Origin of the sequence: Acidovorax sp. SUPP2825, from assembly GCF_030158995.1 — a bacterium.
Lineage (GTDB): Bacteria > Pseudomonadota > Gammaproteobacteria > Burkholderiales > Burkholderiaceae_C > Paracidovorax.
Window position 1 is genome coordinate 440,561 of the sequence record NZ_BQXK01000001.1, and the last position, 14,477, is coordinate 455,037.

The 14,477-nt window shown below is 63.8% G+C and carries 12 protein-coding genes and 1 tRNA gene; 6 read left to right on the plus strand and 7 right to left on the minus strand.

What is annotated here, in order from left to right:
• Positions 1-35 precede the first annotated feature (35 nt).
• The 6 genes from secA to AVAK2825_RS02125 all read left to right on the plus strand — a co-directional run bounded on the left by secA (position 36) and on the right by AVAK2825_RS02125 (position 8,671).
• Positions 36-2,801: a preprotein translocase subunit SecA gene (gene secA, locus AVAK2825_RS02100; protein WP_284393707.1), complete on the plus strand. Its 2,766-nt coding sequence runs from the start codon at positions 36-38 to the stop codon at positions 2,799-2,801.
• Between the two features lie 152 nt (positions 2,802-2,953).
• The gene (locus AVAK2825_RS02105; RefSeq protein ID WP_284393708.1) at positions 2,954-4,681 is read left to right on the plus strand and encodes an ABC transporter permease; all 1,728 of its coding nucleotides are present in this window, start codon (positions 2,954-2,956) and stop codon (positions 4,679-4,681) included.
• A 32-nt stretch (positions 4,682-4,713) separates the two neighbouring features.
• The gene (locus AVAK2825_RS02110) at positions 4,714-6,036 is read left to right on the plus strand and encodes an ABC transporter ATP-binding protein (protein ID WP_284393709.1); all 1,323 of its coding nucleotides are present in this window, start codon (positions 4,714-4,716) and stop codon (positions 6,034-6,036) included.
• 62 nt (positions 6,037-6,098) lie between these two features.
• Complete coding sequence (gene argJ / locus AVAK2825_RS02115; protein ID WP_284393711.1) at positions 6,099-7,328, plus strand: bifunctional glutamate N-acetyltransferase/amino-acid acetyltransferase ArgJ; 1,230 nt, start codon at positions 6,099-6,101, stop codon at positions 7,326-7,328.
• 22 nt (positions 7,329-7,350) lie between these two features.
• Positions 7,351-8,223, plus strand: coding sequence for an ATP-binding protein (locus tag AVAK2825_RS02120; RefSeq protein ID WP_284393713.1), 873 nt, complete (start codon positions 7,351-7,353; stop codon positions 8,221-8,223).
• Positions 8,201-8,671, plus strand: coding sequence for an NUDIX domain-containing protein (locus AVAK2825_RS02125; RefSeq protein ID WP_284393715.1), 471 nt, complete (start codon positions 8,201-8,203; stop codon positions 8,669-8,671). Before AVAK2825_RS02120 ends, AVAK2825_RS02125 begins: the two co-directional genes overlap by 23 nt.
• 40 nt (positions 8,672-8,711) lie before the next feature.
• Here the strand turns inward: AVAK2825_RS02125 and AVAK2825_RS02130 are convergent, their stop codons facing one another.
• The 7 genes from AVAK2825_RS02130 to AVAK2825_RS02160 form a co-directional block, all read right to left on the minus strand.
• Positions 8,712-8,960 (minus strand): DNA gyrase inhibitor YacG, encoded by a 249-nt coding sequence (locus AVAK2825_RS02130; protein WP_272565521.1) that lies wholly within the window; start codon positions 8,958-8,960, stop codon positions 8,712-8,714.
• Positions 8,961-8,973: 13 nt separating this feature from the next.
• Entirely contained in the window at positions 8,974-9,729 is a 756-nt protein-coding gene (zapD, locus tag AVAK2825_RS02135; protein WP_272565520.1) for a cell division protein ZapD, read from the minus strand.
• Between the two features lie 63 nt (positions 9,730-9,792).
• Positions 9,793-10,413 (minus strand): dephospho-CoA kinase, encoded by a 621-nt coding sequence (gene coaE, locus AVAK2825_RS02140; RefSeq protein ID WP_284393718.1) that lies wholly within the window; start codon positions 10,411-10,413, stop codon positions 9,793-9,795.
• Positions 10,414-10,417: 4 nt separating this feature from the next.
• Entirely contained in the window at positions 10,418-11,302 is an 885-nt protein-coding gene (locus AVAK2825_RS02145; RefSeq protein ID WP_284393720.1) for a prepilin peptidase, read from the minus strand.
• Complete coding sequence (locus AVAK2825_RS02150) at positions 11,302-12,519, minus strand: type II secretion system F family protein (RefSeq protein WP_272565514.1); 1,218 nt, start codon at positions 12,517-12,519, stop codon at positions 11,302-11,304. Before AVAK2825_RS02150 ends, AVAK2825_RS02145 begins: the two co-directional genes overlap by 1 nt.
• Before the next feature lie 20 nt (positions 12,520-12,539).
• The gene (pilB, locus tag AVAK2825_RS02155) at positions 12,540-14,270 is read right to left on the minus strand and encodes a type IV-A pilus assembly ATPase PilB (protein ID WP_284393723.1); all 1,731 of its coding nucleotides are present in this window, start codon (positions 14,268-14,270) and stop codon (positions 12,540-12,542) included.
• A 113-nt stretch (positions 14,271-14,383) separates the two neighbouring features.
• Positions 14,384-14,460, minus strand: a tRNA-Pro gene (locus tag AVAK2825_RS02160).
• Between the last annotated feature and the right edge of the window lie 17 nt (positions 14,461-14,477).

A 14,477-nucleotide genomic window follows, 5' to 3' on the forward strand; every position in this document is an offset into this window, starting at 1 on the left:
GTACGCCTTCGGGCACGCGGCGCGGTCCTGCTCGCATGGCCACCAATTTCCTCACCAAATTATTCGGCAGCCGCAATGACCGGCTCCTCAAGCAATACCGCAAGACGGTGGCCCGCATCAATGCGATGGAGCCTGACTACGAAAAGCTGAGTGACGAGGCGCTGCGCGCCAAGACCGCCGAGTTCAAGGAACGCGTCTCCAAAGGCGAATCGCTGGACGACCTGCTGCCAGAGGCTTTCGCCGTGGTGCGCGAAGGCTCCAAGCGCATCATGAAAATGCGCCACTTCGACGTGCAGTTGCTGGGCGGCATGGCGCTGCATTACGGCAAGATTTCGGAAATGCGAACCGGCGAAGGCAAGACGCTCACCGCCACGCTGCCGGTCTACCTGAATGCGCTGTCCGGCGACGGTGTGCACGTGGTGACGGTCAACGACTACCTCGCCAATCGCGATGCCCAGTGGATGGGGCGCCTGTACAACTTCCTGGGCCTGACCGTCGGCATCAACCTGCCGCAGGCGCCGCGCGAGGAAAAGCAGGCCGCCTACCAGGCCGACATCACCTACGGCACCAACAACGAGTACGGCTTCGACTACCTGCGCGACAACATGGTGTACGAGTCGCGCGACCGGGTGCAGCGCGGGCTGAACTTCGCCATCGTCGATGAGGTGGACTCGATCCTGATCGACGAGGCGCGCACGCCGCTCATCATCAGCGGCCAGGCCGAAGACCACACGGCGATGTACATCGCCATGAACGAGGTGGTGCCGCTGCTGGTGCGCCAAGAGGGCGAGGCCGATCCGCGCACCGGCGAGGGCGTCACCAAGCCGGGCGATTTCACGCTCGACGAAAAGACGCACCAGGTGTTCCTCACCGAGCAGGGCCACGAAACCGCAGAGCGCGTGCTGGCCAGCCGCGGCTTGATCGCCGAAGGCGCATCGCTCTACGACCCGGCCAACATCACGCTCATGCACCACCTGTATGCGGCGCTGCGGGCCAACCACCTCTACCACCGCGACCAGCACTATGTGGTGCAGGAAGGCGAGATCGTCATCGTGGACGAGTTCACCGGCCGCCTCATGTCGGGCCGCCGCTGGAGCGAAGGCCTGCACCAGGCCGTCGAGGCCAAGGAAGGCGTGGGCATCCAGGCCGAGAACCAGACGCTGGCATCCATCACGTTCCAGAACTATTTCCGCCTGTACAAGAAGCTGGCGGGCATGACTGGAACGGCCGACACCGAGGCCTATGAATTCCAGGAAATCTACGGCCTGGAAACCGTGGTGATTCCTCCGAACCGCCCGAGCAAGCGCAACGACCAGCTGGACCGCGTGTACAAGACCACGCGCGAAAAGTACGAGGCGGCGATCAAGGACATCCGCGAGTGCCATGAGCGCGGCCAGCCCGTGCTGGTGGGCACCACGTCGATCGAGAACTCCGAAATCATCGACCAGTTGCTGCAAAAGGAAAACCTGCCGCACCAGGTGCTGAACGCCAAGCAGCATGCCCGCGAGGCCGACATCGTGGCCCAGGCCGGCCGTGCCGGCATGATCACGATCGCAACCAACATGGCGGGCCGCGGCACCGACATCGTGCTGGGCGGCAACATCGAAAAGGCGCTGGCCGCCATCGAGAGCGACGAGTCGCTCGACGAGGCGACCAAGGAAAGCCGCGTGGCCGAGGTGCGCGCGCAGTGGATGCGCGACCACGAGAAGATCAAGGAACTGGGTGGCCTGCGCATCATTGCGACCGAGCGCCACGAGTCCCGCCGCATCGACAACCAGTTGCGTGGCCGCTCGGGCCGCCAGGGCGACCCTGGCTCTTCGCGGTTCTACCTGAGCCTGGACGATTCGCTGATGCGCATCTTCGCCGGCGACCGCGTGAAGGCGATCATGGACCGCCTCAAGATGCCCGATGGCGAGGCCATCGAGGCGGGCATCGTCACGCGCAGCATCGAGTCGGCGCAGCGCAAGGTCGAGGCGCGCAACTTCGATGTTCGCAAGCAACTGCTGGAATACGACGACGTTTCCAACGACCAGCGCAAGGTGATCTACCAGCAGCGCAACGAGATCCTGGACGCGACCGACCTGTCCGGCCTGATCGCCAACATGCAGGAAGACTGCCTGACCGATCTGGTGCGCCAGTACGTGCCGGCCGAATCGGTCGAGGAGCAGTGGGACCTGCAGGCGCTCGAAAAGTCGCTGGCCGAGGACTGGCAGATCCAGTTGCCGCTGAAGCAGGAAGTGGACAGCGCGCACGCCATCACCGACGACGAGATCCTGGAAAAGGTGCTCACCGCAGGCAAGGCCGCCTTCCAGGCCAAGCTGGAGCTGGTGGGCCAGGAGAATTTCAACCAGTTCGAACGCGCGGTGCTGCTGCAGAGCTTCGACTCCAACTGGCGCGACCACCTGGCGGCCCTCGATTACCTGCGCCAGGGCATCCACCTGCGCGGCTACGCGCAAAAACAGCCCAAGCAGGAATACAAGCGCGAGGCGTTCGAGCTGTTCCGCCAACTCATCGATCAGGTCAAGAACGAAGTCACCAAGATCCTGATGACCGTGCAGGTGCAGTCGCCTGCCCAGCTGGACGAGGCTGCCGAGGCCCTGGAGAGCCGTGCCGAGAAGATCGCCAACGTGACCTACACCGCCCCCACCGAAACCGGTGAGGTGGAGGTCCGATCCGAGGCGGCCATGGGCGCCATGGAGGCTGGTGCGCTCGCGGGCGAAGTGCCCCGTGTCGGCCGCAACGACCCATGCCCTTGCGGCAGCGGCAAGAAGTACAAGAGCTGCCACGGCCGCCTGGACTGACCATGCGGCACCGCCCTGATCGCAGGGCGGGATACCCGTGCCTCGGGCGCGCAGGGATGGGGTGCGGCGGGCCGCAATAGTGGTGGCTTCGTCTTCGGCTTGTCACGGGCCGCTGCTAGGCTGTTTCGCGTCACAGGGAGAAGGGCGCAAGGATGATCGACAAGCGGTTTTTCCCGCGGCAGGTGGTTCAGGCCACCGGCAACCGATGGGATTGGGCCCTGCTACCCCTGGTGCTGGCCGTGCTTTTCGCGCTGGCCTGGGGCGGCTCGCAGATGGCACGGCCCTACCAGGTGGGCGACGTGCTGCCGCTGTCGCTCGATCCGTGGATGCTGCCGTATTACCTGCTGCGCACCACGCTGCGCATGTTCATCGCGCTGGGCGCATCGCTGGTGTTTGCCTGCCTCTTCGCGGCGCTGGCGGCCAAGTACCGCACGGCGGAGCGGGTGATGGTGCCGCTCTTGGACATCCTGCAGTCCATTCCGATCCTGGGCTTCCTGTCGATCACGGTGACGGGGTTCATCGCGCTGTTCCCGGGCAACCTCTTCGGCGTCGAGTGCGCGGCGATCTTCGCCATCTTCACCTCGCAGGCCTGGAACATGGCTTTCAGCCTGTACCAGTCCATGCGCACGGTGCCGGCCGAGCTGCGCGAAGCCGCTGCGGTGTTCCAGCTGTCGGGCTGGCAGCGCTTCTGGCGGCTGGAGCTGCCCTTCGCCATGCCAGGGCTGCTGTGGAACATGATGATGTCCATGTCCGGCGGCTGGTTCTTCGTGGTGGCGTCGGAGGCGATCTCGGTATCGCACCAGGACATCAAGCTGCCGGGCGTGGGCTCGTACATCGCCCTGGCCATCGAAGCGCGCGACCTGGGCGCGATCGGCTGGGCGATCGTGGGCATGCTGGTGGGCATCGTGCTGTACGACCAGCTGTTCTTTCGCCCGCTGATCGCCTGGGCCGACAAGTTCCGGTTCGAGGAGGGTGGCAGCGAAGCCCAGCCGACCTCCTGGCTGCTGTCCTGGATGCGCCGCACGTCGCAGCTCAAGCGGGTGGTGGCGCTGTTCGTGGTGCCGCTGGAGTGGTCGCTCACGCGGCTGCGTCGGCGCCACGATGGCACCTCGATCCGTGCACGCCCCTCCGTGCCCCATCCCGCCCTGACGCGCGCAGGCGATGCCTTGCTGGCCGCAGCGGTGATGCTGGCGGTGATCTGGCTCGTGCGCTTCATCCACAGCGAGGTGGGCTGGCACGAGGTGGGCCATGTCTTCGTGCTCGGCACGTACACGCTGGTGCGCGTGGTCGTGCTGATCCTGCTGGCGGCGGTGGTCTGGGTGCCGGTGGGCGTCTGGATCGGCATGAATCCGCGCTGGGCAGGCCGGCTGCAGGCCGTGGCGCAGTTTCTGGCGGCCTTTCCGGCGAACCTGATGTTCCCGCTGGCCGTGGTGCTGATCGTGCGCTGGCACCTCGATCCGAACCTCTGGCTGGCGCCGCTGATGGTGCTGGGCACGCAGTGGTATCTGCTCTTCAACGTGATCGCCGGGGCTTCCAGCGTGCCGTCGGAGTTGCGTTATGCCGCACAGAACCTGGGGCTGTCGGGCTGGCTGCGCTGGAAGCGCTATCTGCTGCCGGCGGTGTTTCCCAGCTTCGTCACCGGTGCGATCACGGCCAGCGGCGGCTCGTGGAACGCGAGCATCGTGGCCGAATACGTGACCTGGGGCGACACCACGCTGCAGGCCGATGGCCTGGGCAGCTACATCGCCCACATGACGGCGATCGGCGACTTTCCCCGCATCGCGCTGGGCATCGGCGTGATGTGTGTCTTTGTCATGGGCATGAACCATTTCGTGTGGCGGCGCCTCTACGCGATGGCCGAAAACCGCATGCACTCCTGACGCCTGGAACCGAACCCATGGAAACCTCTCCCATGTCCCCCATCGCCGAGCTGGCCCAGGTGGGCAAGTCTTTTCGCTCCAGCGACGGCACCGCGCGTTCGGTGCTGGAGGGGGTCGATCTCGTGCTGCAGGAGGGCGAGATCGTCGCGCTGCTCGGGCAGTCGGGGTCGGGCAAGTCCACGCTGCTGCGCATCCTGGCGGGCCTGGTTCCGGTGGATGCCGGCGATGTTCGCTACCGGGGCCAGCCGCTGTACGGCCCGGCGCGCGGCATCGCCATGGTGTTCCAGTCGTTCGCGCTCTTTCCGTGGCTCACGGTGCAGCAGAACGTGGAGCTGGGCCTGGAAGCCCGGGGGGTGGCCCCCGCTGAACGATCACGGCGGGCCGCCGCCGCCATCGAGCTGATCGGGCTGTCCGGGTTCGAGGGCGCGTTGCCGCGCGAGCTGTCGGGCGGCATGCGCCAGCGCGTGGGCATTGCGCGCGCCCTGGTGGTGGAGCCCGAAGTGCTGCTGATGGACGAGGCCTTCTCGGCCCTCGATGTACTGACGGGCGAACGGCTGCGCGACGACATTCTGGAGCTGTGGGGCAGTGGCAGCATGCCCACGCGCGCCATGCTCATCGTGTCGCACAACATCGAGGAGGCCGTGCTCATGGCCGACCGGGTGCTGATTTTCGCCAGCAACCCGGGCCGCGTGCGGGCCGAGCTGGCAATCCAGCTGCCTCGCCCGCGCCACCCCGACAGCCCCGAGGTGCGGGCCCTCATCGACGAGGTCTACGGGCTCATGACGGCGCGCCAGCCGGGCACGGGCCGCCCGGCCGCCGAGCCGTCTCGCAGGCCCCTGGCCGACCAGTTGCCGGCCGCCGACGTCGGTCGGATGGAGGGGCTGCTCGAGCGGCTGTCCGAGGCGCCTTTCGACGGCCGGGCCGACCTGCCGCGCATGGCCGAAGACGCGGAACTGGCCGACGACGAACTGCTGGTTCTGGCCCAGGCGCTCGCTCTGCTGGGGTTTGCGCAGCTGGCCGACGGCGACCTGCACCTGACCGCGCTGGGCCAGCGCTACGTGCAGGCGCCCAACACCGTGCGGCAGACCCTGTTCGGCCAGCAGCTGCTCGCGCATGTTCCGCTGGCGGCCCACATGCGGCACAGCCTGGAGCAAGACCCTGCGGGCGAGCTGCCGGAAAAGCCGTTCTTGCGCCTGCTGCACGAAAGCCTGGACGAGGCCCAGGCCGAACAGGTGCTGCGCACGGTCATCGAATGGGGCCGCTATGGCGAAGTGTTCGAATACGATTTCCACACCGGACTGATCCACCTGCCCGATGGCGATGCCCCCCAGGCCAGGCCAAATGCCACGCCCTAGAATCGGCAGCTTTCGCCGTTGACCTTCCTTCTTCTTTCCCTTACCCGCCGAGACCCACTGCCATGCCCGTGAACCTGATTGCGCCGAATCCCGCTGACCTGCATCCCGTGCCCGGCGTGCGCCTGGGCGTGGCCATGGCCGGGGTGCGCAAGGCCAATCGCCGCGACCTCACGGTGCTGCTGATCGACGAAGGCGCGACCGTGGCCGGCGTGTTCACGCAGAACCGCTTCTGCGCGGCCCCCGTGCAGGTCTGCCGCGAGCACCTGGCGGGCGCCCAGGCCATCCGCGCCATCGTGGTCAATACCGGCAATGCCAATGCGGGCACGGGCGCCGAGGGGCTGGCGCGCGCACGGTCCACCTGCCAGGCTGCGGCCGGCTTGCTGGGCCTGTCGCCTTCGCAGGTGCTGCCGTTTTCCACCGGGGTGATCATGGAGCCGCTGCCCGTCGACCGCATCGAAGCCGGCCTGCCCGCTGCCATCGCGGACGCGCAGCCCGGCCATTGGGCGCAGGCGGCCGAAGGCATCATGACCACGGATACGCTGCCCAAGGCCTTCAGCCGGCAGGTGCAGATCGGCGGCGCCACCGTGACGGTGACGGGCATCAGCAAGGGCGCGGGAATGATCCGTCCCAACATGGCCACCATGCTGGGCTTTCTGGCCACGGATGCGCGCATCGAACCCGCGCTGCTGCAGCCGCTGCTGCGCGAACTGGCCGACCGTTCGTTCAACCGGGTGACGATCGACGGCGACACCTCCACCAACGATTCGTTCGTGGCCATCGCCACCCAGCAGGCCGCGCATGCGCCCATCGTGTCGCTGGACAGCGCCGAGGGCCAAGCGCTCAAGGCCGCGATGCTGGACGTCGCGCAGAAGCTGGCACAGGCCATCGTGCGCGACGGCGAGGGCGCCACGAAGTTCATCACCGTGCGCGTCGAGGGCGGCAAGACGGCAGAAGAATGCAAGCTGGTGGCGTACGCCATCGCGCATTCGCCGCTCGTCAAGACGGCCTTCTTCGCCAGCGACCCCAACCTGGGCCGCATCCTGGCGGCGGTGGGCTATGCCGGCATCGCCGATCTCGACCAGACCCTCATCGAGCTGCACCTGGACGATGTGCATGTGGTGACGAAGGGCGGGCGCAACCCCAGCTACCGCGAGGAGGATGGCCAGCGCGTGATGAAGCAAAGCGAGATCACCGTGCGCGTGGGCCTGGGCCGTGGCGATGCCGCGGAAACGGTGTGGACCTGCGATTTCAGCCACGAGTACGTGACGATCAACGCCGACTACCGTTCCTGAATCCGGGCCCCCTGCAGCGCTTATGACCGCCACCTTCGAACACCTGATGCTCCGTGCGGAGCAATTGATCTCCCGCATCGAATCGGTACTGCCCCAGGCCCTGACCGCACCGGACTGGTCCCGTGCCATCGCGTGGCGTTATCGCAAGCGCAGCGGTGGCCACGGTGCGCTGGAGCCCGTGCGCCACGTAGGGGACATGCGTCTGGACGATCTGAAGGAAATCGATGCCCAGAAAGAAAAGATTCAGCGCAACACCCAGCAGTTCGTGGAAGGCCGGCCGGCCAACAACGTGCTGCTGACGGGCGCCCGCGGGACAGGCAAGTCCTCCCTCATCAAGGCGTGCCTCAATACCTATGCGCCTCAGGGGCTGCGCCTGATCGAGGTGGACAAGGCCGATCTGACGGACCTGCCCGACATCGTGGAGATCGTGGCGGATCGGCCCGAGAAATTCATCGTCTACTGCGATGACCTGAGCTTTGAAGAGGGCGAGCCGGGGTACAAGGCGCTGAAGTCGATCCTCGACGGATCGGTGGCGGCTTCCACGCCCAACGTGCTGGTGTATGCCACCAGCAACCGCCGCCACCTGCTGCCCGAGTACCACAAGGAAAACCTGTCCTATACCCACACGGAGGATGGCGAGGTGCACCCGGGCGAGGTGGTGGAAGAAAAGATCTCGCTGTCCGAACGGTTCGGCCTGTGGGTCAGCTTCTACCCTTTTAGCCAGGACGAATACCTGGCCATCGTGGCGCAGTGGCTTTCCTTCCTGGGTGTCGCGGATGCGGAGATTGCCGCAGCGCGCCCCCAGGCGCTGGTCTGGGCACTGGAGCGCGGATCGCGCAGCGGCCGGGTCGCCTACCAGTTCGCGCGGGACTATGCGGGGCGCCAGCATGGCTGATCCCGTGGTCCCTGTCGACGCCAGAACGCACACCGACGTGGCGGTCGGCATCCTGCTGCGTGCGGATGGCGCCATGCTGCTGTCCACCCGGCCCGCGGGCAAGCCTTACGCCGGATACTGGGAGTTCCCTGGCGGCAAGCTGGAGGCCGGGGAGACCGTGGAAGAGGCCTTGCGGCGCGAGTTGATCGAGGAGCTGGGCGTTACCATCGGTGCGGCATCCGTCTGGAAGGTGACGGAGCACGACTACCCCCACGCACTGGTTCGCTTGCACTGGTGCAAGGTCTGGGAATGGCAGGGCGACTTCGAAATGCGCGAGGGCCAGACCATGGCCTGGCAGCAGTGGCCCCTGCAGGTCTCGCCCGTACTGCCGGGCGCTTATCCCGTACTGGAGTGGCTGGCCCAGGAGCGGGGAGCAACCTTTGACCCTTCCACGATCAATCAGCTATAAAAATAATAGCTAAACGCCCTAGAAACATATGTCCTGGGGGCTATTTTTCCCAGGCACCCGGCGGAATGTGCGGAAGCCCGTCGCCCAGGTCGGGGTCTTGGGTCGGTGGTTCGGTAGGCACGCGGAATTCTTCGCTCGCCCAGGCCCCCAGGTCGATCTGCTTGCAGCGTTCGCTGCAAAACGGTCGGAAGGGATTGCTGGGGCCGTAGAGGCTTTCGCCACGGCAGGCCGGGCACGTCACGTACTTGGCGTTGGAGGGGGCCGGCGAACGCGGCTGAGAACGGCTCATGGTCAACGGGCGCTCAGGCGCACAAGGTCAGTTCGAACGCAGCATCTTCGTTGGCGGCATGCAGCTTGCCGTCATCATGCTGGCGCATCAGCCGCACGGAGACGATCAGGCGGTTGCCGCTGATCTCCGGGATCAGGTCCAGGGACGGATCGATGCGAAGGCGCAGCAGTTGGAAGGTGCGGCCCTGGGGCAGGGTCTGTTGGAACTGCCCATGGTCCGCGGCCACCTTCTGGGGCACGCCCGAATCACGCAGCAGCTTCAGGAGGACGTACAACGACTCCGCCAGGGGGGCGAGGGTGGTTGCCCAGGCTTCCAGATCCTGCTGGCGCTGCTGGGGGGCATGGTGCTGCCAGGCGTAGTAGGCCGGCAGATCGAAGCCGCACGTTCCCCCGGGAATGCCCACCCGGCTGCGGATGCTCATCAGCCAGTCGTTTTCCGCCAGGGCCTGCCCTGCCTTGCCCGTCTGCGCATTCAACCCGGCAAAGCACCGATCGAGCTGCGCGATGATGCCGTCCAGAACCGCTTCGGAAATCGAAGGGTTGCCCCGATAGCCATCCAGCTGGTGCTTCTGCTTTTCCAGATCCTTGAGCACATCCGACTTGAGATCGGCGCGCGCCGCGACATCCATGATTTCGAAGACCGTCACCAGTGCGTAGTGGTGGTCCAGAGGATGCTGGCGCGGAATCAACTCACCCAGGCGGCGAAACAGCTGCTCGAGCCGCAGGTAGGTTCTCAGTCGTTCGTTGAAGGGATATTCGTAAAGGATCACGCTGCAGGGTTCCTGGGGCACACGGCTGGCGCTGCCAGCTTCGCGCGTCCGATATGCCGGGCATCATAGCCCGAACCGCTGGGCGATCTGAAGGACGTCAGCTCGCAACCCTTGCAGCGAGATCCCGTCGTTGTAGACCACCATGTCCGCTGCCGCCTGCCGGATCGCCCGGGGGGCTTGGGACGCCATGATGCCTTCGATCGTCTCGCGCGTCAGGGCGCTGCGCTGCTGCACCCGGAGGATCTGGGTTTCGGGGGTGCAGTCCACCACGAGAATTTGGTCCAGCTGCTGCGCCCAGCGGGCAGACTCGACCAGCAGCGGGATGTCGAAGACGATCAGGGCCGCACCGCTTTGCACGGCGCGCGAAGCGGCTTCCTGCGTTGCCAGGGCCACCAGCGGGTGGACGATGCGCTCCAGGCGCTGACGCGCCGCCGGGTCCGTGAACACGAGTTCCCGCATGCGGTCGCGATCCATCGCACCGTGCGCATCGATCAAGGCGTCGCCGAACGCGTCGCGGATGGGTCCGATGGCGGCCTCCCCTGGGGCCGTCACCTGGCGCGAAAGCCGATCAGCGTCGATGAGTGCGGCGCCGTGTTCCGCCAGCATTTGGCCCACCGTGCTTTTCCCGCTGCCGATGCCGCCGGTCAACCCCAGGCGCAAAGCGGTCCGCGATCCGGTCGCCATGGACTCAAAGCCCCAGGCTGCGCAATAGCCCCTGCAGGATCGTTTCCGGCCCGAACACCATGGCTGCGAGTCCCGAGCCGACCAGGAACGGTCCGAAAGGAATGTATCCGCCTTCGCGCAACTGGCTGGCGAATTTCATGCCGATGCCAATGAACGCTCCGATGACGGACGCAATGAGAATGATGGGCACCAGCGCCGGCCAGCCGAACCAGGCACCGAGTGCTGCAAAGAGCTTGAAGTCGCCATGGCCCATGCCTTCCTTGCCTGTCGCGAGCTTGAAGGTCCAATACACCGTCCACAGGGACAGGTAGCCTCCCACGGCCCCCATGACCGCGCTGAACAGCGGAACGGTGGTCCACTGCAGCGCAGAGGCGATGAGGCCCGCCCAGAGCAAGGGCAGCGTGATGTCATCGGGCAGCAGCGTGGTGTCCCAGTCGATGAACGCCAGCGCGATCAGCGCGGCGGCGAATCCACACCAGGCCACTGCGGTGAGCGTCGTGCCCCAATGCCAGCCGCAAAAGAAGAATAGACCGCCCGTGGCCAGTTCGACCAAAGGATATCGGGGACTGATCCGCACTTTGCAGGCGGAGCACCGTCCGCGAAGCCACAGATAGCTCAGTACGGGGATGTTTTCATACCACTGCACCGCATGCCCGCAGGCGGGGCACCGCGATGCCGGCGTCCAGAGGTTGAAGGATTCCACCGGCGCCACTGGCGCCTCCGTGGAGGCCGCATCCTTGTTCGCCATGGCGGCAAAGTCAGCGCATTCTGCAGCCCACTGCCGCTCCATCATCTTCGGCAAGCGATGGATTACGACATTCAGGAAGCTACCGATGAGCAGACCCAAAATGCCGAGTACCGAAGCGTCTCCCCAAGATCCCAGTTCCATCAGACGACTTGGCCCAGTTTGAAGATCGGCAGATACATCGAAACCACGATGCCCCCAATGATGGTGCCCAGGAACACGATGATGATGGGCTCCATCAGGCTGGACAGCCCCGCGACCATTTCATCCACTTCGGCCTCGTAGAAGTCTGCGGCTTTGCCCAGCATGTGGTCGATGGAGCCGGATTCTTCGCCAATGGCGCACATCTGGATCACCATGGAAGGGAACACGTTGGCATTGCCCATGGCAGCCGTCAAGCTCGTCCCTGTCGAGACTTCCTGCTGAATCCGTTCCGTAGCGAGGGCATACACGGAATTGCCAGAGGCGCCGCCCACCGAATCCAAGGCTTCAACCAGAGGAACCCCTGCGGCGAACATGGTGGACAGCGTCCGGGTCCAGCGAGCAACGCATGATTTATCGATCAAGGACCCGAACACCGGAAGCCGCAGCAACAGACGGTCCATGAACATCTGTACTTTTTCGCTGCGGCGCCACGCCTGCATGAAGAAATAAAATCCGCCGCCCAATACGCCAAAAATCAGCCACCACCATTTGACGAATACCTCGCTCATGGCCATCACGAGGAGCGTAGGTGCCGGCAGTTCAGCGCCAAAGGAGGTAAATACTTCCTTGAATGCGGGGATCACAAAGATCATGATCACCGTGACCACGACGAATGCAACGATCACCACCGAAATGGGGTACATCAATGCCGATTTGATCTTCGATTTGATGGCCTCGGTCTTTTCCATGTACATGGCAAGCCGGTCCAGCAGCGCCTCCAAGATACCCGCGGCCTCGCCGGCTTCGACGAGGTTGCAATAAAGGCTGTCGAAGTACATCGGGTACTTGCGGAAGGCTGCATTCAGCGACGTCCCGGTTTCCACGTCACTGCGAATGTCGTTGAGCAATTTCGTGACGCTGGCATTGGTATTGCCCCGGCCCACGATATCGAAGGATTGCAACAGCGGCACGCCAGCCTTCATCATGGTGGCCATCTGGCGCGTGAACAATGCGATGTCCTTGGGCTTGATCTTCTTGCCCGAACGCATGCGCCGCTTCTTGATCTTGGTAGGCAGCACACCCTGTCTGCGCAAGGTCGCCTGGACCTGGTTTTCACCTACGGCGCGCACTTCCCCGCGGACAATCTTTCCACTGCGATCCTTGCCCTCCCATTCAAAGACGAAGTCCTTGATATCCCTCGATGCGGCGGTTGCCATAATGATCCTCGCGATTGGCGCTATTCGTTGGTGACGGCCAGCACCTCTTCGAGAGAGGTCAGCCCCATCTTGGCTTTATACAGGCCTGCTTCGCGCAAGGAGCGGACCCCCTCCGCCTTGGCCTGCTTGGCGATTTCCAAGGCGCTTCCATCGCGCAAAATAATGCGTTGAATTTCTTCGGAAATCGGCATGACCTGGTAGATGCCCAGCCGCCCCTTGTAGCCATTGTTGCAAGCGGAACAACCGACGGGACGATAGGTCACCCAGGTGCCATCGATTTCATCTTCTTTATAGCCTGCCTCGAGCAGGGTTTCATGTGGAATATCGGCGGGCGCTTTGCAGACCGGGCACAAACGGCGAGCCAGGCGCTGGGCTGTTATCAGAATGACGCTGGACGCAATGTTGAATGGCGCAATTCCCATATTGCGCATCCGGGTGAGCGTGGTCGGAGCATCGTTGGTGTGGAGGGTGGACAGCACCAAGTGGCCCGTCTGTGCCGCCTTGATGGAAATATCCGCCGTTTCAAGGTCGCGAATTTCGCCGACCATGATGATGTCAGGATCTTGACGCAGAAACGACTTGAGGGCGGTGGCAAAGGTCAGCCCCGCTTTCTCATTGACGTTCACCTGATTGACACCAGGCAAATTGATTTCCGAGGGGTCCTCCGCGGTCGCGATGTTGACACCTGCTTTATTCAGCAAGTTCAGGCAGGTGTACAAGGAAACGGTTTTCCCTGAACCCGTTGGTCCGGTCACCAAAATCATGCCGTAAGGCCGGCCGATGGCATGCATCAACCGTTCCTTTTCTTCCGGCTCGTAACCCAGCGCATCGATACCCAGCTTGGCGCTGCTGGGATCCAAAATCCGGATCACGATCTTTTCGCCAAAGAGCGTTGGCAGCGTGCTCACCCGAAAGTCGATGACCCGATCAGGGCCGACTTTGAGTTTCATGCGGCCATCTTGTGGAACGCGCTTTTCCGAAATATCCAATCGGGAAATGACCTTGATCCGGGAGGCCAGCTTGTCCTTGATGGCGATGGGGGGCGAAGCGATTTCTCGTAATTCGCCATCGATCCGAAAACGCACCCGGTACTGGTGCTCGTACGGTTCGAAATGCAAATCGGACGCACGCATGTTGAACGCGTCCAAAAGCATCTTGTGGAGGAACTTGACGATCGGCGCATCTTCAACATCGTTGGCGCTGTCCGAGTTTTCGGGGGCTTCTTCGACCTTGACATCGTCGAATTCGAAATCTCCCCCGCCCGACAGGCTTTCCATCGACTCGCTGACCGACTTGGTATTGGCCTCGATCAGCTTGATGAGCTTGTCGTATTCCGCAATGATCCAGTCCACCCCCATCTGGGTCGTGAATTTGATCTTTTCCGCTGCCTCTTGGTCGGTGGGGTCTGCGGTGGCCACGATCAGCCGGTTGTTGCGCTTGCTCAGTGCCACAACGCGATAGGCGAGGCAGATCTTCGGATCCAGGAGATCTTTGGGAATCCGAAGAGGATCGATGGCTTCCAGATCCAGCAAGGGCGCACCGAATACGGCAGAAACCGTGTGCGCCAGATCGGCAGAGGAAACAGCCCCCGACCCGGTCAACTCGGCAATGAAGCTTGTTTTGCCGACTTGTGACTTGCGAAAGATATCTTCGGCTGATTTTTGACTCAGCTTGCCGGCTGACATCAATGCCCGGCCTAGACCTGGCAGGGCAATTGCGGCGCCTTCTTTGGGTGCGGTATCAACGGCCATGTAACCAGCAGAATCAATGTGGATGGAAAGGAAACCATCCTAACATCGCGCGGATGTTCGGGCCATGGGATCAACGGGATAGAGTGCGGCGAAACCACGAAGGTGTAACAACGTGGTCGGGGTGAGAGGATTCGAACCTCCGGCCTCTACGTCCCGAACGTAGCGCTCTACCAGGCTAAGCTACACCCCGATGTGTTGTTTTCAAGG

Coding starts and splice junctions, on each gene's coding strand:
- secA (WP_284393707.1), top strand. CDS start 36: ATGGCCACCAATTTCCTCACCAAATTATTCGGCAGCCGCAATGACCGG.
- AVAK2825_RS02105 (WP_284393708.1), top strand. CDS start 2,954: ATGATCGACAAGCGGTTTTTCCCGCGGCAGGTGGTTCAGGCCACCGGC.
- AVAK2825_RS02110 (WP_284393709.1), top strand. CDS start 4,714: ATGTCCCCCATCGCCGAGCTGGCCCAGGTGGGCAAGTCTTTTCGCTCC.
- argJ (WP_284393711.1), top strand. CDS start 6,099: ATGCCCGTGAACCTGATTGCGCCGAATCCCGCTGACCTGCATCCCGTG.
- AVAK2825_RS02120 (WP_284393713.1), top strand. CDS start 7,351: ATGACCGCCACCTTCGAACACCTGATGCTCCGTGCGGAGCAATTGATC.
- AVAK2825_RS02125 (WP_284393715.1), top strand. CDS start 8,201: ATGCGGGGCGCCAGCATGGCTGATCCCGTGGTCCCTGTCGACGCCAGA.
- AVAK2825_RS02130 (WP_272565521.1), bottom strand. CDS start 8,960: ATGAGCCGTTCTCAGCCGCGTTCGCCGGCCCCCTCCAACGCCAAGTAC.
- coaE (WP_284393718.1), bottom strand. CDS start 10,413: ATGGCGACCGGATCGCGGACCGCTTTGCGCCTGGGGTTGACCGGCGGC.
- AVAK2825_RS02145 (WP_284393720.1), bottom strand. CDS start 11,302: ATGGAACTGGGATCTTGGGGAGACGCTTCGGTACTCGGCATTTTGGGT.
- AVAK2825_RS02150 (WP_272565514.1), bottom strand. CDS start 12,519: ATGGCAACCGCCGCATCGAGGGATATCAAGGACTTCGTCTTTGAATGG.
- pilB (WP_284393723.1), bottom strand. CDS start 14,270: ATGGCCGTTGATACCGCACCCAAAGAAGGCGCCGCAATTGCCCTGCCA.